Consider the following 18774-nt stretch of genomic DNA (forward strand, 5'->3'; position numbering starts at 1 on the left):
GCGGAGGCGAAGCGACCGCACTGATGCGAGCCGAACGGGCGCACCGGATGGTGCAACCATTCCTCCGATGTATCTCGACGTCCAGGACGTTACGACGACGTTGCCGACGTTGACAAGGGTTCGCCGCCAGAGATTTGCGGGACATCGCACCGTGGGGCGCCGACGTGCCGTCCCGGCCGCGGGGGTCCGCGCTGGAACCCCGTATGACCTGCAGAGTTTCGGCCTCCGTGCGTGACGGGCGATGCGCTGTGGCAGCTCACGATTCGGCAACGGGGCTGCCCGGCGCGGTAGGGACGGGGCGAGGGGCGGCCACCCCGAGAGGGGTACGGGCCCCTCGGGGTGGCCGGTGGATGTCGGCCGACATCGCTCCCACCAGGGGAGGTGGCCCTGGAAGTCACTTCGGATTCATCGGATGGCGGACCGCGTGTCGACCTCGTGGCCCTGTGTGGCCAGGGTGAAACTGGCTTTGTGGGCGCTTGTCCGGCCACGCCGACGAAATACATCCGAGGAATCCATTGTCAGGTGCGATCCCTGCATCTAAGGTCACTGTGCCGCCATACATCCGATGACTGCGATGCGGATGAACGGAGCCCGCCGACAGGTCCGGCCCGGCGCACTACAGACGGCCCAGCCCTACGGCCGACCACCACTCAGACGAACCCCGCATGGCAAGGGAGCCCCCCAGTGAAACTGCTACGAGTCGGCGCCCCCGGTGAGGAGCGGCCCGCCGTCCGTACCGACAACGGCCGGCTGCTGGACCTGTCCTCCGTGACCCCGGACATCGACGGCGTCTTCCTCGCCTCCGGAGGAGTGGACCGGGCCCGCGCGGCCGTCACGGCGGGCGAGCTGACCGAGCTCGACCAGGAGGGCCTGCGGATCGGCGCACCCGTGACGCGCCCGGGCAAGGTCATCTGCGTCGGGTTGAACTACCGTGACCACGCCGCCGAGACCGGCGCCGCGATCCCGCCCCGCCCCGTGGTCTTCATGAAGGATCCGGGCACGGTCGTTGGTCCGCACGACGAGGTGCTGATCCCGCGCGGCTCGGTGAAGACCGACTGGGAGGTCGAGCTGGCGGTCGTCATCGGACGGCGGGCCCACTACCTCGACGGACCCCAGGACGCGCGGGCCGTGATCGCGGGCTATGCGATCAGCCATGACGTCTCGGAGCGCGAGTTCCAGCTGGAGTACTCCTCGCAGTGGGACCTGGGCAAGTCCTGCGAGACCTTCAACCCGCTCGGTCCGTGGCTGGTCACCGCCGACGAGATCGGTGACCCGCAGAACCTCGGCCTGCATCTGAGCGTCAACGGCGTGAAGCGGCAGGACGGCCACACCGGAAACATGATCTTCCCGGTCGACCACATCGTGTCGTACCTGAGCCAGTACATGGTTCTGGAGCCCGGTGACGTGATCAACACCGGTACGCCCGCGGGCGTGGCTCTGGGTCTTCCCGGCACCCCCTTCCTGCGCCCCGGCGACACCGTCGAGCTTTCCGTCGACGGACTCGGCAGCCAGCGCCAGACCTTCGCCCAAGCGTGAAAGGCAGCACCCCCTTGACTACAACCTCCGCCCGGATCACCGCGGTCGACACCTACGACGTCCGGTTCCCCACCTCGCGGGAGCTGGACGGGTCGGACGCGATGAACCCGGACCCCGACTACTCCGCCGCCTACGTGGTGCTGCGCACCGACGCCGGAGACGGCCTCGAAGGCCACGGCTTCACCTTCACCATCGGACGCGGCAACGATGTCCAGGTCGCCGCGATCGACGCCCTGCGGCCCCATGTCGTGGGCCGTTCGGTCGCGGACCTGTGCGCCGACCCGGGCTCGCTGAGCCGCGACCTGATCGGGGACAGCCAGCTGCGCTGGCTCGGCCCCGAGAAAGGCGTGATGCACATGGCCATCGGCGCCGTGGTCAACGCGGTGTGGGATCTCGCCGCCAAGCGCGCCGGGCAGCCCCTGTGGCGGCTGCTCGCCCACGCCGACCCCGAGTGGCTGGTCTCCCAGGTCGACTTCCGCTACATCGCCGACGCCCTCACCCCCGAGGACGCCCTCACCCTCCTCCGCAAGGGCCGGCCGGGTCTCGCGGAGCGTGAGGCCGTCCTGCTGGAGCGCGGCTACCCCGGCTACACCACGTCACCGGGCTGGCTCGGCTACTCCGACGAGAAGCTGACCCGGCTGGCCAAGCAGGCGGTCGCCGACGGCTTCACCCAGATCAAGCTGAAGGTCGGCGCCGACCTCGCCGACGACGTCCGCCGTATGCGCGCCGCCCGCGCCGCCGTCGGCGACGGGATCCGCATCGCCATCGACGCCAACCAGCGATGGAACGTGGACGAGGCGGTCGAGTGGACCAATGCGCTCGCCGAGTTCGCCCCGTACTGGATCGAGGAGCCCACCAGCCCCGACGACATCCTCGGCCACGCCGCCGTCCGCCGGGGCGTCGCCCCCGTGAAGGTCGCCACCGGTGAGCACGTCCAGAACCGCATCGTCTTCAAGCAGCTCCTCCAGGCCGGCGCCATCGACGTCCTCCAGATCGACGCGGCCCGCGTCGGCGGAGTCAACGAGAACCTCGCGATCCTCCTGCTCGCCGCGAAGTTCGGGGTGCCGGTGTGCCCGCACGCCGGCGGCGTCGGCCTGTGCGAACTGGTCCAGCACCTGTCGATGTTCGACTACCTGGCCCTCTCCGGCACCACCGAGGACCGCGTCATCGAGTTCGTCGACCATCTCCACGATCACTTCACCGACCCGGTGGTGATGCGCGACGGTCACTACACCGCGCCGCTCGCGCCCGGTTTCTCCGCCACCATGCGGGAGGAGTCCATCGCCGAATACCGCTACCCGGACGGCGAGTTCTGGGTAGCCGACCGCGCCGCTCAGGAGGAGGTGGCATGACCGGTCTGTCAGGCCTCAGGGCCGTCGTCACCGGGGGAGCGTCCGGTATCGGGCTCGCCACGGCACGCGCACTGGCGGCGCAGGGCGCGGCGGTCGCCGTGCTCGACCTCGATCCGGACGCCGTCAGCGAACCGCTGCTCGGCCTCCGGGCCGACGTCACCGACGACGCCTCCGTGCGCGCCGCCGTCGAACAGGCCGCCGAACGGCTCGGCGGCCTGGACATCCTCGTGAACAACGCGGGCATCGGCGCCGTGGGCACCGTCGAGGACAACCCGGACGAGCAGTGGCACCGGGTCCTGGACGTCAACGTCCTCGGCATCGTGCGCACCACGCGCGCCGCCCTGCCCCACCTGCGCCGCTCCGCGCACGCGGCGGTCGTCAACACGTGCTCGATAGGAGCCACCGCGGGACTGCCGCAGCGCGCCCTGTACTGCGCGAGCAAGGGCGCGGTCCTCTCCCTGACTCTCGCCATGGCCGCCGACCACGTCCGCGAGGGCGTTCGCGTCAACTGCGTCAACCCCGGCACCGCCGACACCCCCTGGGTCGGCCGGCTCCTCGACGCCGCCGACGACCCCGAGGCCGAGCGCGCCGCCCTCAACGCCCGCCAGCCCATGGGCCGCCTGGTCACCGCCGACGAGGTCGCGGCCGCCATCGTCTACCTGGCGAGTCCGGCCGCGGCGTCCGTCACCGGCACCGCGCTCGCGGTGGACGGCGGTATGCAGGGATTGCGGCTGCGGCCGGTGGACCGGTCGTGAGGACCACCACGCTGGGCGGCAGCTCCGTACCGGTCTCGGAACTGGCGCTGGGCTGTGCCGCCCTCGGCAACCTCTTCCATCCGGTCACGGACGAGGCCGCCCACGCCACGGTGGAGGCGGCCTGGGACGCCGGTGTCCGCACCTTCGACACCGCGCCCCATTACGGTCTCGGCCTGTCGGAACGGCGGCTCGGCGCCGCGCTGCGCGACCGCCCCCGTGACACCTACACCCTCTCCACCAAGGTGGGCCGGCTTCTCGTGCCGGACCCGGAGGGCGGCGCCGGCGACGACCTCGCCCAGGGCTTCGCCGTGCCGGCCACCCACCGCCGGGTCTGGGACTTCAGCGCCGACGGAGTGCTGCGCTCCCTGGAGGCCAGCCTGGAACGCCTCGGCCTCGACCGCGTCGACGTGGCCCTGCTGCACGACCCCGACGACCACGCCGACCAGGCGCTGCGCGAGGCGTACCCGGCGCTGGAGCGGCTGCGCGCCGAAGGAGTGATCGGAGCGATCGGCGTCGGGATGAACCAGTCCGCCCTGCCCGCCCGGTTCCTGCGTGAGACAGACATCGACGTGGTGCTGCTGGCCGGCCGCTACACCCTCCTGGAACAGGACTCGCTCGCCGACCTGCTCCCGGAGGCAGCCGCTCGTGGCCGGAGTGTCGTCATCGGTGGGGTGTTCAACTCCGGGCTGCTGACGGCCCCCCGGCCCGGCGCCACGTACGACTACGCACCCGCTCCGCAGCCGGTCCTCGACCGGGCGCTGCGGCTCCTCGCGGTCTGCGAACGCCATGGCGTGCCGCTGCGTGCCGCCGCGCTGCGCTTCCCGTTCGGCCATTCCGCGGTCGCGAGCGTCCTGACCGGGGCGCGCTCCCCCCAGGAGGTGCGCGACACGGTGGAGCAGCTGCGGCGCCCGATTCCGGACGCCCTGTGGGACGAGCTGCGCGCCGAGGGCCTGCTGGACCCGGACACCCCCGTCCCCGCACCGACCGGGCCGGCCGCGCCGATCGGGGAAGCCACGCCGTCGAAGGAGCAGTCATGAGGGTCGCCCTGCACACCAAGGTCCGTGCCGACCGCATCGAGGAGTACGAGGCCGCGCACCGGGAGGTGCCCGAGGAACTCACCGCCGCCATCCGCGCCGCGGGGGTGACCAAATGGACGATCTGGCGCAGCGGCACGGACCTGTTCCACGTGCTGGAGGTCGAGGACTACCAGGCGATGATCGCCGAACTCGACAAGCTGCCCGTCAACATCGCCTGGCAGGCCCGGATGGCCGACCTGCTCGACGTCGTCCACGACTATTCCGCGCAGGGCGCGGACGCCTCGCTGCCGGTGGTGTGGGAACTGTGACCGGAGCGGAGACCGGGCCCGGCATCGTGGACGCCCACCACCACGTATGGGACCTGTCCGTCCGCGACCAGGACTGGATCAGCGGAGACGAGCTCGCCCCGCTGCGACGCGACTTCACCCTCGCCGACCTGGCACCGGAGGCCCGCGCGGCCGGTGTCACCGCCACCGTGCTGGTGCAGACGATCACCGTGCCGGAGGAGACCCCGGAGTTCCTGGCCCTGGCCGCCGACAGCGACCTGGTCGCCGGGGTCGTCGGCTGGACCGACCTGACCGCCCCCGACGTCGCCGACACCCTCGCGAGGCTGCGGGCGGGCCTCGGAGGGGAGCACCTGGTGGGCATCCGTCACCAGGTGCAGGGCGAGCCGGACCCGCGCTGGCTCGTACGCCCCGACGTACTGCGCGGCCTGTCCGCGGTCGCCGACGCGGGACTCGTCCACGACCTCGTGGTGAAGCCCCACCAACTCGCGGCGGCCGTCGAAGCCGCGGAGCGCCTGCCAGGCCTCACCTTCGTCCTCGACCACCTCGGCAAGCCGCCCATCGCGTCCGGCGACCTCGACCCCTGGGCGCAGCAGGTCAGGCGCCTGGCGGCCCTCCCCAACACCGTCTGCAAACTCTCCGGCATGGTCACCGAAGCCGACTGGGGCTCCTGGACCGTCGCGGCCCTCACTCCGTACGCCGACACCGTCCTCGACGCCTTCGGACCCGGGCGGCTGATGTTCGGCTCGGACTGGCCGGTCTGTCGGCTGGCCGCCACGTACACCGAGGTGATCGCCGTCGCACGCGAGCTCACGGCCGGGCTCGGGCCGGCCGAGCGTCACGACGTCTTCACCGGCACGGCCGTGCGGACCTACGACCTGCCCGTCACCCCACGGCCGGCCCCGCCTCAGGAAACTCCATGCGCATAGCCCTCTTCATCACCTGCTTCAACGACACGATGTTCCCCCGCACCGGCCGCGCCGTGACCGAACTGCTGGAACGCCTCGGCCACACCGTGGAGTTCCCCCAGGGCCAGACCTGCTGCGGCCAGATGCACTTCAACACCGGTTACCGCCCCGAGACCCTGCCGATGGTCCGCCGTTTCGCCGAGGTCTTCGCGGGCTACGACGCCGTCGTCGCGCCCTCCGGGTCCTGCGCGGGCATGGTGCGCGACCACCACCGCGTGGTGGCCGCCCAGTACGGCGACGCCGCCCTCGCCGAGGCGGTCCAGCAGGTGGTGCCGACGGTGTACGAGCTGTCGGAGCTCCTCGTCGACGTACTCGGCGTCACCGACGTCGGCGCCCACTTCCCGCACCGGGTCACCTACCACCCGACGTGCCACTCGCTGCGCATGCTGCGTGTCGGTGACCGGCCGCTCAGGCTGCTGCGCGCGGTGAAAGGCATCGACCTCGTCGAACTGCCCGACGCGGAGTCCTGCTGCGGCTTCGGCGGCACCTTCGCCCTGAAGAACGCGGACGTCTCCAACGCGATGCTGGCCGACAAGATGCGCCATGTGCAGGACACCGGCGCCGAGATCCTCAGCGCGGGCGACAACTCCTGCCTCACCCACATCGGCGGCGGCCTGTCCCGGCTCCGAACCGGCGTCGGCACGATGCACCTGGCCGAGATCCTGGCCTCCACGGAAGGGGACGTACGGTGAGCGGCGCCGACAACGTCGTATGGCTGGGCACCCCGGCCTTCCCCGAGGCGGCGCGCGCCGCGCTCGCCGACACCCGGCTGCGGGCGAACCTGCGCCGGGCCACCGGCACCATCCGGGACAGGCGGCTGGCGGTCGCCGCCGAACTGGAGGACTGGGAGGAACTGCGGGAGACAGCCGCGACGATCAAGCGTCGCACCCTGCGTCACCTCGACCACCACCTCCTGCGCCTGGAGAAGGCGGTGACCGCAGCGGGGGGAGTGGTCCACTGGGCGTCGGACGCCGTCGACGCCAACCGCATCGTGACCGCCCTGGTGAAGGCGACAGGCGGCGGTGACATCGAGAACCACGAGGTCGTCAAGGTCAAGTCGATGGCGACCCAGGAGATCGGCCTCAACGAGGCGCTCGCGGACGCGGGCATCCGTGCCTACGAGACCGATCTCGCCGAACTCATCGTGCAGCTGGGCGGCGACCGCCCCTCGCACATCCTGGTGCCGGCCATCCACCGGGGCCGCTCCGAGATCCGGGAGATCTTCCGCCGGGAGATGGGGGAGTGGGGCAGGCCCGCCCCCGAGGACCTCACCGACGACCCCCGCGATCTCGCCGAGGCGGCCCGGCTCCACCTGCGGGAGAAGTTCCTGCGGGCCAAGGTCGCCGTCTCCGGCGCCAACTTCGCGGCCGCCGACACCGGAACGGTGGCGGTCGTGGAGTCGGAGGGCAACGGGCGGATGTGCCTGACCCTGCCGGAGACCCTGATCACCGTCATGGGCATCGAGAAGGTCCTGCCGTCTTTCGCCGACCTGGACGTGTTCCTCCAGCTCCTGCCCCGCTCGTCGACCGGCGAGCGGATGAACCCGTACACCTCGCTGTGGACTGGCGTCACCGAGGGCGACGGTCCCCGGAACTTCCACCTGGTGCTGCTCGACAACGGCCGCACCGCCACTCTCGCCGACGAGGTGGGCCGCCAGGCCCTCGCCTGCATCCGCTGCTCGGCGTGCCTCAATGTCTGCCCGGTGTACGAGCGCACGGGTGGCCATGCCTACGGTTCGGTCTACCCCGGGCCGATCGGCGCCGTCCTGACCCCGCAGCTCGTCGGCGTCGAGAACGCGGCCTCGCTGCCCTTCGCCTCAACCCTGTGCGGCGCCTGCTACGACGCCTGCCCGGTGAAGATCAACATTCCCGAGGTGCTGGTCCATCTGCGCGCCGAGGCCGTGGAGGCAAAACGCCGGGACCGGCTGCTCCCCACATCCGAGGGGCTCGCCATGAAGGCCGCGGGTGCCGTCCTGGGCTCACCGCGGCGCCTGGCCGCCGTACAGCGGCTGGCCGCCGTGGGAGCCCGGCTGGTGGCCCGTGACGGCCGGATCGGTGCCCTGCCCGGTCCGTTCGCCCGCTGGTCCGGCACCCGTGACACCCCGGTGCCGACCCGCGAGTCCCTGCGCGCCTGGTGGCGCCGCACGCGACCACCCAGGAGCGAAGACAGCAGTACGACGGCGCAGGGGGAGGAGCGACGATGAACGGCCGCGAGATCGTCCTGAGCGCGATTCGGGGAGCGCTGTCCGGCGTTCCCGGTTCCGAGCGCCCCGACGACCCACCCCATTCGCACGGCCGCCGCGCCGACCACGCGGGACCGGACGTCGTCGGGCTGTTCGCCGAGCGGGCCGCCGAGTACCGCGCCACGGTGGTCCGTGTTCCGGCGGCCGATGCCGCGGCGGCCGTCGGTCGCGCGCTGGCCCGCACCGGAGCACGGTCCCTGGTGGTGCCGCCCGGGCTTCCCGCGGACCTGGTCCCGGAGGGCCCCTGGTCCCTGCTGACGGATGTCCCGCCGCTGACCGTCGGACAGCTCGACGCGGCGGACGCCGTGGTCACCACCGTCGCCACCGCCATCGCCGTCACCGGCACCGTGGCCCTGGACCACGGTCCGGGCCAGGGGCGGCGGGTGCTGACCCTGCTGCCGGACCAGCACATCTGCGTGGTCCGGGCGGACCAGATCGCTCCCGACGTCCCCGAGGCACTGCGCCTGCTCGATCCGTACCGCCCGCTGACGCTGATCTCCGGCCCCTCGGCCACCAGCGACATCGAACTGGACCGTGTCGAGGGCGTGCACGGGCCCAGGACGCTCGACATCGTCGTGGTGGGGGAGGCGTAACCGACGGCACCGGGACCGTACTGGCTTCGTGGCGCGGCAGGGTGGCCGCGCCACGAAGCCGTGCCCGTTTTCGGGCCGCCGACCAGACCTCGATACCTCCGATGTCTTCAGTGTTCGGGCTTGATGGCGGAGTGATGAACAGGACTTTTCTATTTTCTCTCTTCTGCTCTGGACAAGGGGCATGGCGGTGTCTGTTAATACATCCGATGTCCCTGGGAGTTGCTTGAGTCCCGGCCGGACACGAGCCGCCGTCCTCCGCCGTCTGTGCGGTGCCGCGGACGAGCAGTCACCGACACCCTGTGTCCCTTCACCCTCCAGGAGCCGCACGATGTCCTCCGCACCCCTCAGCAGGCGCTCCCTCATCAAGGCCGCGGCCCTCGCCGGCGGTACCGTGGCGTTCGGTCTGCCGCAGGCCCTGTGGCCCGCCACGGCCGAGGCCTACACCGTCGACGCGAAGCTGGACTGGTGGTACCAGGCCCGGTTCGGGATGTTCATCCACTTCGGGTCCTACTCCTACTACGGCAAGGGCGAGTGGGAGTTCAGCCAGAACAACTGGTCCAAGGCCGACTGGCAGAACAATGTGACCAAGCAGTTCAACCCGACGACCTTCAACGCCGCCCAGATCGCCGAGCTGGCCAAGAACGCCGGCATGAAGTACCTCGTGATCACGGCCAAGCACCACGAGGGCTACGCGATGTGGGACTCCGACGTCGCGGGCTTCAAGGACACCACCGGCACCAAGCAGTACAACCTGCACGACTACAACAACTTCCAGCCCGACCTGCTGGCCCAGCTGAAGACCGAGTGCACGAACCGGGGCGTCAAGTTCGGGCTCTACTACTCGATCATGGACTGGAACCACCCCTCGCAGACCTGTCGTCCCGGGAACTGGGACTCCACCATCGACCCGGCGGCCCGTACCGGCTACATCAACGACATGAAGGGCCAGCTGCAGGAACTGCTGAACCGCTACGACCCGGCCGTCCTGTGGTTCGACGGCGACTGGTGCGACTGGTGGACCAAGGCCGACGGCGAGGACCTGTACGCCTGGCTGATGGCGCGCAAGCCCGGCCTCGTCGTCAACGAACGTGTCAAGCGGGACCAGGGTCTCGGTGACTTCATCACCCCGGAGCAGACGGTTCCTGCCGAGCCGATGGACCGGCCGTGGGAGACCTGCGCCACCATGAACGGCAACTGGGGCTACACCGACTGGGCGGAGGGCCTCTACCGTCCCGTCAAGGACATCATCCGGGAGATGGTCACCGTCGTCTCCCGGGACGGCAACTACCTGCTCAACATCGGCCCCAAGGGCGATGGCAGCGTGACCGCCGGATCCGTGACCATTCTGAACGGCCTGGCCTCGTGGATGGCCACCCACAGCGACAGCATCCACGGCACCAGCGGCAGCCCCTTCGCCACCGAGCCGTCCTGGGGCAAGATCACCAAGAAGAACGGCAAGCTCTTCGCCCACGTCTTCAACTGGCCCACGGGCGGCACCCTGCAGATCCCGGCGGTGTACAACACGATCAACCGCGTGTACCTGATGAACAACCCCGGCACCAACCTCAGCTACTCGGTCAGCGGCGGGCAGATCAACGTCAGCGTGCCGGGCACAGCGCCCAACGCGAACGACTCCGTGGTCTGTGTGGAGGTCAACGGAATGCCCGCCGTCCTGGCAGGCGGTGTCTACCGGCTGGTCTGCGCCCAGAGCGGCAAGGCTCTCGACAACGCCAACGTCGGCGGCGACGGCACCCCGATCATCCAGTGGACCGTCAACGGTGGCACGCCGCAGCAGTGGACGGTCACCGACCTGGGCCACGGCTACTGCAAGCTGGTCTGCGTCCGCAGCGGCAAGGCCCTCGACGACAACAACAGCACCTCCGACAGCGGAGTGATGGTGCAGAAGACCGACAACGGCAGCCGTCAGCAGCAGTGGGCCGTCACCGCGCTGGGCAACGGCGCGTTCCGGCTCATCAACCGGCACAGCGGAAAGGCGCTGGACAACGCGAACAACGGCGCGGACAACACCCAGGTCATCCAGTGGACCCCCAACGGCGGCGCCCCGCAGCAGTGGAACATGACCAAGGTCGGCTGAGCGGCCCCGGGGCGGCGCACCCTGGGCCCGCCGCCCCGGCTCAGCAGAAATGGTGACCTGCGCCCGAAGCAGGCCGTGCTCCCACCCGAGGTCCTTGGGTGGGAGCACATGAGTGTCCGGCCGGGGTCCCGTCGGCTGAGGGATCCCATCACCGGCGTCGAACGTCCGGCTGCCGATGTCCCGGGACCCGACCCGCCGAAAAATCGACGGCAACCTTTTCGCCACCTGTGGCCACTGAGCAGTGCAACACCGACACGCTCTTCGAACGGATGGACATGCAAGAAACACGGCAGGCCGCGCGGCAGCGCAGGCACAGACGCCGGCTGCTGGTGGGCAGCACCACGGGGCTGGTCGTCACAGGTCTTCTCGTCTGCCTGGTCATGACGATGCAGCCGGACCGCGAGGACGATGCCGGGCGGGCCGCGGCCACGGCCGTCGTCGACTCCCAGGAGACTCACCCGCCGGCATCGCCCGGGAAGAAGAAGTCCCCCTCACCCTCCCCGTCCGAGGTCTCCGCGTCCCCGTCGGCCAAAGCCAAGAAGCCGAAGGCCTCCCCGTCCCCGTCGCCGTCAACGGCCGCCCCGCGGAAGGCACCTGCCACGTCACCCTCGGCCGGACGGATCCGCCCCAAGAGCACGTATCAGGGAGTCGCCACGGTCTACAAGGCCGGGGTCGGGGACGGCGCCTGCTCGTACGGTCCGAGCAGCGACATGATGATCGCGGCGATGAACACCACCGACTACGAGACGTCCAAGGCCTGCGGGGCCTATGTGCGCGTCCGCGCGGCGAACGGCGCCTCCGTCACGGTCCGTATCACCAACGAATGCCCCCTGCCCTGTGCGCCCGGACAACTCGACCTCAGCGAACAGGCCTTCGCCAAACTGGCCCCGATCTCGACCGGCCGGATCGCGATCACCTGGAGCCTGTTGAGCCCCAGCTCGCCGGGCACGCTCTCGATCCGCTACAAGAACGGATCCAGCCCCTACTGGTGCGGCATCCAGGCAATCGGCCACCGCAACCCGCTCGCTCGGCTGGAGGTCCGCACCAGCGGCGGCTGGCGCCAACTGGCCCGCACCGACTACAACTACTTCCTCTCCCCCGACGGCAGTGGGTGCGGCAAAGCGATCAGGATCACCGACATCTACGGAGAACGGCTGACCATCAACGGGATCGCTCTGCGGCCGGAAGTCGTGCAGCCGACGGGGGTCCAGTTCGCCCGGCACTGACCCCGCCGCCGAGTGAGCCCCCTCCGAACCAGCCGTCGACCGGGGCCGGCGCGGGCGCGCAGGCCGTCCGAGCACGACGTCGGCTTTGGCGGAGGGGGCGAAACACTGTGGAGCCGGGGGTGCTGTGCGGCCTCCGGGGCCCGCCGGTCGGTGTGGGGACCGGGCGGGCCCCGGAGGGGGAGCGAGTGTCACCCGGTGGTGCAGGCAGTGCCGTTCAGGCTGAAGCCGGAGGGCTTGGCGAAGGTGCCGCTGGAGGTGCCCTGGAACCCGAAGGTCGCTTGGCCGCCGGCCGCGATCTCCGCGTTGTGGCCCACGTTGCTCGCTGTGACAGCTCCTGACGACCCGGACAGGTTCGCGTTCCAGGCATTGGTGATCTGCTGCCCGGACGGGAGGGTGAACGCGAGCTTCCAGCCGCTGACACGGGAGGAGCCGGTGTTGGTGATGGTGACGTCGGCGGTGAAGCCGCCCTGCCAGGAGTTCGCCCCGTACGCCACCCTGCAGGCCGTGGAGCCGCCGGGGTTGCCTGGGCCCCCGGGGTCACCGGAGGAGCCCGTGTTGACGGTGGAGGAGAACGAGTTCACGCCGAGGCCCGCACCGTTCTGCCAGGGCTCGAACCCCGCCTGAACACTCGTCAGGTACCAGTTGTTCTGGGCGAGTCCCCGGGAGACGGCCTGCCGGGCGAAGTCCATGACGTCGAAGTTCCAGCTGCTGATCGCCGACGGTGCGACGAACGACAGCACGTCGTTCGTGCCGTTGCTGCCGGACCACACCTGCCATTCGCGCCCGCCCACGCCGGCGCTGCCGACCGGGGAGCCGATGGGCTGGATGGATCCCACCTTGTTGAACCAGATCATGATCTCGGTCCGGTTCACCCCGTCGGTGCGGGGCGTCGGGTCGAGCCAGATGTCGTACGAGGCGTTGTACGCCGCGTCGTTCACATAGTTGTAGGAGATGCTCGTGGGCGCGGACGAGATGGTGCTGAGCTGAGCGGGAAGCCTGGTGCCGGGCGAGCAGTTGGTGTAGTGGCAGCCGTTGTAGACGGACGGGTAGGACTTCGGAGCGCCGTTCGTGGGGACGGATCCGTCAGCCTGGGTGATCCGGAACCCCGAGTCGGTGACGGCGATGCACTGGGTGGCGCTGGTGCCCCACCGGTTGTTCTGGACCACATAGCGGCCCTGGATGGTCGTTGAACCGAAGGGCTGGCAGATCGTGGTGTCGGCCTGCGCCACTGACGCTGTGGTCAGAAGCGCGGCGAGTGAGACGAGCGAGGTGAGCAGCGCGCCGAGCAGGCCACGCGCGCTGTGGGCATGGTGCGGTGAAGGACGCATGCGGATCCTCTTCCGAGGGATGGGGGGTAACGGGAGCACTCCCAAACAACCTTGTGAATGGGAGCGCTCCCAATCCTGGTTTCGGCAGGGACTGTATGGATGGTTCAGGTCCCTGACAAGACTGTCGGCATGAACCTGCCGAAAAGTTTTCGGAGACGCGGGTGGGGCGAGGGCACCGAGACACAGCTCGCCGGCTCCGGGAGTTCTCACCGGATGGGTCGGCCGGGGCGCAGGTCAGGTCGACTCGCGTAGCACCAGCTCGGTACGGAGGATGACGTGACGCCAGGCCACGGCGCCCTCCTCCATCTCCTCCAGGAGCAGTCGGATCATGGCCCGCCCGATCTCCTCGATCGGCTGCCGCACCGTGGTCAGTCGTGGTTCGGTCCGCTGGGCCAGCGAAAAGTCGTCGAAACCGATCACGGCGACATCCTCCGGCACCCGACGGCCGGCCGCGCGCAGGGCCTCCAGAGCCCCCGCGGCCGTGGTGTCCGACGCGGCGAGGACGCCGTCGATGTCCGGATGTCTTTCGATGAGCTCGGCCATGGCACGGCGTCCGCTCTCCGCCGTGAAGTCGCTCTCGGCGACACGGGTCTGCTCGCTCTCCAGGCCCGCCATCGCCAGGGCCTCTTCATAGCCACGCAACCGGCATTGGGCGGCATACAGGTCGAGCGGCCCGGTGATGGTCGCGATCACTCTGCGGCCCTGTCTCAGGAGGTGGGACACGGCGCTGCGGGCTCCGCCGATGTTGTCCGCGTCGACGTAGCTGACGTACTCCTCTCCCGAGCGGCGTCCCAGCAGCACGGTCGGCAGCCGGGCTTCGGCGAGCATGTCCGGCAGCGGATCACCGGCGTGCACGGACATCAGCAGGACTCCGTCGACCCGGCCGCCGCGCGCGTACTCGAGGAAGCGCTGGCGCTCGGCGTCCGAGCGGACCAGGGTCAGCAGCAGTTGGATCCCGGTGTCTGTCAGCGCGTCTCCGAGCGAGCGGACGATCTCGGAGAAAAAGGGCTCGGCGAACTGCCGCCAGTCCGGCTCCGTCATGACCAGGGCGACGGCGTCGGCCCGTCGCCCGGCCAGGGACCGGGCTGCGAGATTGGGCACGTAACCCAGTTCTTCGATGGCCCGCTGTACGGCCCGGCGCGTCGACTCCTTCACGCCCGCCGCGTTGTTGATGACGCGGGAGACCGTGCCCCGCCCCACCCGCGCGTGGGCGGCCACCTCCTCCAGCGTCGGTGTCCCCGGGCGTCGTCTGCCCATGATCACCTCCCCCAAGAGATCACCGATCTTACCGGCCGGAGAGGATCGAGCACACGACTTCACCAGTGGCGCGGGTACAGGCGGTCACCCTGCACCCAAGGGTTGGGAGCGCTCCCGTTCCGAGTAATGGGGGTTATGGGTGTTATCGCTGGTGGTCGAAAGCGGCCTCGCCGCCCAGGGCTCCGGTGACTTGCGTTTGCGCGGGGGAATGCCGCGCCGTTCAACGGACGGCCTGGGCAGGTCGGAGAGGGGGCAGGAGGTGCGTCGGGCACGACGTGCCGTGGCGCTGTCGTGCTGGAATCGCGCGCGAGGACCGGGCGGCCCCTTGTGCGGGTGGGGCCGCCCGGCCGGGTGACCCCGTCGCCTGGTGACGGGGTCGTGTACGCGGATCGCCGGCGGGGGCTACTCGAGGAGTTCCGCGTACGAGCCCATGGCCAGGGCTATGTCCGCCTGGGCCCAGAACCGGTGGTAGGTGAAGACGGGCGCGGCGCCGCCCTTGAGATAGGCCTCGATCTTCGACCAGGCCGGGTCGTTCTTGTAGAAGGACCGGATCGAGGAGAACGTCGAGGACGAGTCGATGGTCTCGCCGTTCGGCATCTTGCCCGTCCAGCCGCTCGGCACGTAGACGCTGTCGTTGAACCGGCTGTAGTCGCTGCGGGTCTCGGGAACAGCGACACCGAGGCTGTCCTGGTAGTTGCCCCACATGCCGTCCAGCAGCGCCTTCGCCGTGGACTTCGCCTTCGCGTCACCGGACTTGGCGCCGTAGTACGTGAGTGTCTTGGCGTACGCGGCCGCCACGCCGACGTCGTTGGTGTAGTCGGCGACGGTGACGTGAAGTCCGCTGTTGGCACCGGGACTTGACGGGTTCCAGGTGTCGGGCTGGCCCGACCACTGGAGGGTGGAGGGGATCTGGTAGCTGCCGTCCGGGTTGATCGTGGTCTTGGACAGCGCCCACTTGACCCACTTGTCGAGGACCGCCTTCGCGGCGGCGTTCCCCGTCTGCTGGTAGTACTCGGCGACCCGCTCCATGGACCATGCCTGGAAGCCGAACCACTGGTTGGACGGGGGGTCGTGGTAGACCGGCTGCTGGTCGTAGTACATGCCGTAGAACGTCGACTTCCCGGCCGGCGGGGTCGCGTAGCGGCCCGCCCAGCTGTTGGTCGAGCCGCCGGCGATCGCGCCCTCGTCCGACTGCAGCCAGCGGTAGAACTCCATCTGCCGCTGGAGCGACTTGGCCCAGTCGGCCGCACCGGTCGACGACTTGGGCTTCAGGTCGGCGTGGGCGCTGAGCGCGTACGCGGCCAGCGGGTTCTGGTAGCCGCTGTGGGCGAAGCTGGATCCGATCCGCCAGGCCCAGCCCCCACTGGTGTCGGTGGAGCCGCCCCAGGCGTAGTACCAGGACATCAGGTAGTGCGAGGCGTCCTTGCCGGTACCGGCCGCGCAGGACGAGGGCCCCACACAGTTGCCGATCTTCTTGAAGTACTTGTCGTACATCGCGTAGCGCAGGTAGTCGCCCATCTTGGCCGCCTTGGCGACCGTGCCCGACACGGCCGAGCCCTTGCCCTGCTGCTTCGCCCACAGGTCCGCCCAGTAGGCGGCCTGTACCGCACGCGCGTCGGCGTCGGGGGCGGTGGTGTACTTCCACTGCTTGGCGTACGACTTGTCCCCGGTGAACAGGTCCAGGTAGCCGTTCTTGCCGCCGTACTTGAAGGCGTCGCAGGTCGGCTGCGGCACCGTCTCCCACACCGATTCCTGCGGGCCGCGCTGGAAGGTGTTCATGTACGACGGTCCGGTCTCCGTCGGGCCGGCCTCGCACTTGCCGCCCGGGGTGTTGCCGAAGCCGTAGGTGTTGTCGACGTCCTGGATCCAGTGCATGCCGTAGACGTCGTCCGTGTTGTAGGCCGACTTCAGCTCGCCGGCGAGCGGGTCCGAACCCACGGGGACGGACGAGTCGAGCGCCGTCGGATACTGCTGCGGAGTGTCCTCCTCCGGCCCGTAGGTCGCCGGCTTGGAGGCGCTGTAGAAGGAGTTGGTCGGCTGGTCGGCGTGGGTGGGGATCATGTACTTCTCCATGATCTCCCAGGCGCCGTTGAACTTGGTCCAGTCCCCGGTGATCTTGCCGTACATGGCCTGCAGCCAGAGGAGATAGCTGTACGCCTCCGACGTGGTCTCGTGCCCGTGGTCCGGGGCCTCGACGATCAGCGTCTCGACCGAGTGGTAGGGGATGCCCTCGGGGGAGAAGTAGCCGTTCGCCGGGTTGGTGATCTTGCCGTAGAGCTCCAGGAACCGGGCGTCGTACGCCTTGGACGCCGCGATCTGAGTGACCGTCACCGTCGCCTTGCCGTGCCCGCCGGCCGTCGACTCGAAGGTCGCCGCCCCCGTGCCGGAGGAGTCCGCCGTGATGGTCACCTTCTGCGCGGTGTTCCAGTTCGACGGGGTGAAGGTCAGCGACGCGCCGCCCGTCACGGACAGCCCCGTGTTGCCGCCCGCCCGGGCGGTCGTCACGGTCACGTTGGCCGACGGCTGGGTCGAGAGCTTCACGTCGTACGTCGCCGTCTTGCCCTGCGGGACGGCGAGCTGGGTGGTCGAGGCCACCACGGCGGGGCCCGCGGCGACCGTGATGCCGACCGGCGTGGACTCCGCCGACGCGCCCATGCTGTCGTACGCCTTCGCCAGCAGGGAATGACTGCCCACGGTCAAATCAGAGGCGGAAAGCGTGTAGGGCGCGCTCGTGTCCGTGCCCAGCAGCGTGGTGTCGTCGTAGAACTCCACCTTGCTGATCGTCGCGGCGTCCGCGGCCGCCGCGGTCGCCGCGAGTGGCACGGCGTCACCGCGCGAGTAGGTCGCGCCGGCGGAGGGGCTGGTCAGCACGGTGATCGGCGGCTGGTGGGCGCCGATGCAACTGGTGCCGTTGATGGCGAAGTCGGTCGGCGCGGTGTTGGTGCCGCTGTAGCCGAACTGGGCTCCCGCGGAGACGGCGCCGCCCGGGGCGATGGTGCCGTTGTACGGGGCGTTCTTGACGGTGATGGCCTGACCGGCCTGGGACCAGCTGCCGTTCCAGCCGTTCGAGAGCTTCTGGTTGCCCGAGTAGCCGTAGGTCAGGGTCCAGCCGTCGATCGCGGCGGTGCCGCGGTTGGTCAGGGTGAGGTCGACGGTGAAGCCTGAACCCCAGTCGTTGGTCTTGTAGTCGACGCTGCACTGCACGGACGCCGCGTTCGCGGTGGTCGTGCCGGTGGCGAGCATCGACAGGGGTAGTGCGAACACGGCGGCGACGGCGGTCCAGAACCTTCGTGCGGCTCTGCGTTTGCGTCCGGGATCCATGTGCTGTTCCTCCTTGCGTCACACGACTCATGGAGATGCCAGGGCCTGATCCAGTGGGAGCGCTCCCATCGTGGAGACGAAGGCGGGTGCGGTCAAGACGTCGAGAAGTTCAAAGTTCGAACTGGGCTGATGGGAGCGAAAGTTTCGCAAGGACCCTATGAAACCCCGCCTGTTGGCGCTAACTTCCTCCTCACCAGTGGGAGCGGTTCCATCACTCGACGCGTCCGTAGCGGCGCGCCAAGCTGTAAGGACTCGCTCATGCGACACCCCCCGCATTCAGTACTTTTAGTCAGCGACGCTCTCTCCAGCGCTGTTCCGCCGGTGTTCCCGGCGCGGGGAGCCACGGCCGCGTGCACGGTGGGATACGCCGTCACCAGCCAGTCAGACAGCTCCTGCCATGGCTTTGAGCCCGTCATACACGGGCACACCGGTCGGCTGCTCGGACGTGCACACCAGTTGCCGGAAGCCGATGCCGGTCATGCGCCGCGCTCCGGCCGACCGGGCATCGGCGGTCGGCGCCTTCACCCATCGCCAGGCGGCCGTGTGACGTGCCGACACGAGCCGGGGAGTTCGGGCAGAACACCCGGGCGCGCCCCTTCGTCGACCGGGGCGTGACGTGGTGCGACGACCGTGAGTTCCTCCTGTCCGGCCGCCGGACCTGGAACGCGCGGGACTGCTCCTGCGCTCCGCCCGTGATCTCCGCCTACGACGGCACTGCCACCGCGTAGGGCGCAGGCTCGCGCGGCCTCCATCCGTAAGTCCACATCAAGAGAAGGAAAA

Annotated in this window: 15 protein-coding genes; 12 read left to right on the forward strand and 3 right to left on the reverse strand. The window is 69.8% G+C overall.

The genetic code is table 11. The annotated features are described in order from the left end of the window. Positions 1-684 precede the first annotated feature (684 nt). The 11 genes from SGFS_RS49160 (at position 685) to SGFS_RS49210 (ending at position 12088) form a co-directional block, all read left to right on the forward strand. Positions 685-1536 (forward strand): fumarylacetoacetate hydrolase family protein, encoded by an 852-nt coding sequence (locus SGFS_RS49160; RefSeq protein WP_286259270.1) that lies wholly within the window; start codon positions 685-687, stop codon positions 1534-1536. Between the two features lie 14 nt (positions 1537-1550). Then, positions 1551-2888, forward strand: a complete 1338-nt coding sequence (locus SGFS_RS49165; protein ID WP_286259271.1) for an L-fuconate dehydratase — start codon at positions 1551-1553, stop codon at positions 2886-2888. Further along, a complete protein-coding gene (locus tag SGFS_RS49170; RefSeq protein ID WP_286259272.1) occupies positions 2885-3643 on the forward strand; it encodes an SDR family NAD(P)-dependent oxidoreductase in 759 nt (252 codons plus the stop codon). The genes SGFS_RS49165 and SGFS_RS49170 overlap by 4 nt, the downstream gene beginning before the upstream one ends. Beyond that, positions 3640-4680, forward strand: coding sequence for an aldo/keto reductase (locus tag SGFS_RS49175; RefSeq protein ID WP_286259273.1), 1041 nt, complete (start codon positions 3640-3642; stop codon positions 4678-4680). The genes SGFS_RS49170 and SGFS_RS49175 overlap by 4 nt, the downstream gene beginning before the upstream one ends. Further along, positions 4677-4988, forward strand: a complete 312-nt coding sequence (locus SGFS_RS49180; protein WP_286259279.1) for an L-rhamnose mutarotase — start codon at positions 4677-4679, stop codon at positions 4986-4988. The genes SGFS_RS49175 and SGFS_RS49180 overlap by 4 nt, the downstream gene beginning before the upstream one ends. After that, positions 4985-5893, forward strand: coding sequence for an amidohydrolase family protein (locus SGFS_RS49185; protein ID WP_286259280.1), 909 nt, complete (start codon positions 4985-4987; stop codon positions 5891-5893). The genes SGFS_RS49180 and SGFS_RS49185 overlap by 4 nt, the downstream gene beginning before the upstream one ends. Then, the gene (locus SGFS_RS49190) at positions 5884-6624 is read left to right on the forward strand and encodes a (Fe-S)-binding protein (protein WP_286259282.1); all 741 of its coding nucleotides are present in this window, start codon (positions 5884-5886) and stop codon (positions 6622-6624) included. Before SGFS_RS49185 ends, SGFS_RS49190 begins: the two co-directional genes overlap by 10 nt. Continuing rightward, the gene (locus SGFS_RS49195; RefSeq protein ID WP_286259284.1) at positions 6621-8135 is read left to right on the forward strand and encodes a lactate utilization protein B; all 1515 of its coding nucleotides are present in this window, start codon (positions 6621-6623) and stop codon (positions 8133-8135) included. The genes SGFS_RS49190 and SGFS_RS49195 overlap by 4 nt, the downstream gene beginning before the upstream one ends. Then, positions 8132-8767 (forward strand): LutC/YkgG family protein, encoded by a 636-nt coding sequence (locus SGFS_RS49200; RefSeq protein WP_286259285.1) that lies wholly within the window; start codon positions 8132-8134, stop codon positions 8765-8767. The genes SGFS_RS49195 and SGFS_RS49200 overlap by 4 nt, the downstream gene beginning before the upstream one ends. 328 nt (positions 8768-9095) lie before the next feature. Continuing rightward, a complete protein-coding gene (locus tag SGFS_RS49205; protein ID WP_286259286.1) occupies positions 9096-10862 on the forward strand; it encodes an alpha-L-fucosidase in 1767 nt (588 codons plus the stop codon). 275 nt (positions 10863-11137) lie between these two features. Further along, on the forward strand, positions 11138-12088 hold the full coding sequence (locus tag SGFS_RS49210) for an expansin EXLX1 family cellulose-binding protein (RefSeq protein WP_434028248.1): 951 nt from the start codon (positions 11138-11140) through the stop codon (positions 12086-12088). 188 nt (positions 12089-12276) lie between these two features. Here the strand turns inward: SGFS_RS49210 and SGFS_RS49215 are convergent, their stop codons facing one another. The 3 genes from SGFS_RS49215 to SGFS_RS49225 form a co-directional block, all read right to left on the reverse strand. Further along, complete coding sequence (locus SGFS_RS49215) at positions 12277-13416, reverse strand: GH12 family glycosyl hydrolase domain-containing protein (RefSeq protein ID WP_286259289.1); 1140 nt, start codon at positions 13414-13416, stop codon at positions 12277-12279. A 234-nt stretch (positions 13417-13650) separates the two neighbouring features. Next, complete coding sequence (locus SGFS_RS49220) at positions 13651-14673, reverse strand: LacI family DNA-binding transcriptional regulator (RefSeq protein ID WP_286259290.1); 1023 nt, start codon at positions 14671-14673, stop codon at positions 13651-13653. Between the two features lie 402 nt (positions 14674-15075). Beyond that, positions 15076-17994, reverse strand: a complete 2919-nt coding sequence (locus tag SGFS_RS49225) for a glycoside hydrolase family 48 protein (protein ID WP_286259291.1) — start codon at positions 17992-17994, stop codon at positions 15076-15078. Between the two features lie 548 nt (positions 17995-18542). Between SGFS_RS49225 and SGFS_RS49230 the strand changes: the two genes are divergently transcribed. Continuing rightward, positions 18543-18722, forward strand: a complete 180-nt coding sequence (locus tag SGFS_RS49230; RefSeq protein WP_286259292.1) for a hypothetical protein — start codon at positions 18543-18545, stop codon at positions 18720-18722. Positions 18723-18774: the final 52 nt, after the last annotated feature.

The sequence above is a fragment of the Streptomyces graminofaciens genome (genome assembly GCF_030294945.1).
GTDB lineage: Bacteria > Actinomycetota > Actinomycetes > Streptomycetales > Streptomycetaceae > Streptomyces > Streptomyces graminofaciens.

Bases quoted from the DNA above. Each gene is read 5' to 3' on its own strand.
- SGFS_RS49200 (WP_286259285.1), top strand. From the start codon at position 8,132: ATGAACGGCCGCGAGATCGTCCTGAGCGCGATTCGGGGAGCGCTGTCC.
- SGFS_RS49180 (WP_286259279.1), top strand. From the start codon at position 4,677: ATGAGGGTCGCCCTGCACACCAAGGTCCGTGCCGACCGCATCGAGGAG.
- SGFS_RS49210 (WP_434028248.1), top strand. From the start codon at position 11,138: ATGCAAGAAACACGGCAGGCCGCGCGGCAGCGCAGGCACAGACGCCGG.
- SGFS_RS49215 (WP_286259289.1), bottom strand. From the start codon at position 13,416: ATGCGTCCTTCACCGCACCATGCCCACAGCGCGCGTGGCCTGCTCGGC.
- SGFS_RS49220 (WP_286259290.1), bottom strand. From the start codon at position 14,673: ATGGGCAGACGACGCCCGGGGACACCGACGCTGGAGGAGGTGGCCGCC.
- SGFS_RS49170 (WP_286259272.1), top strand. From the start codon at position 2,885: ATGACCGGTCTGTCAGGCCTCAGGGCCGTCGTCACCGGGGGAGCGTCC.
- SGFS_RS49190 (WP_286259282.1), top strand. From the start codon at position 5,884: ATGCGCATAGCCCTCTTCATCACCTGCTTCAACGACACGATGTTCCCC.
- SGFS_RS49225 (WP_286259291.1), bottom strand. From the start codon at position 17,994: ATGGATCCCGGACGCAAACGCAGAGCCGCACGAAGGTTCTGGACCGCC.
- SGFS_RS49205 (WP_286259286.1), top strand. From the start codon at position 9,096: ATGTCCTCCGCACCCCTCAGCAGGCGCTCCCTCATCAAGGCCGCGGCC.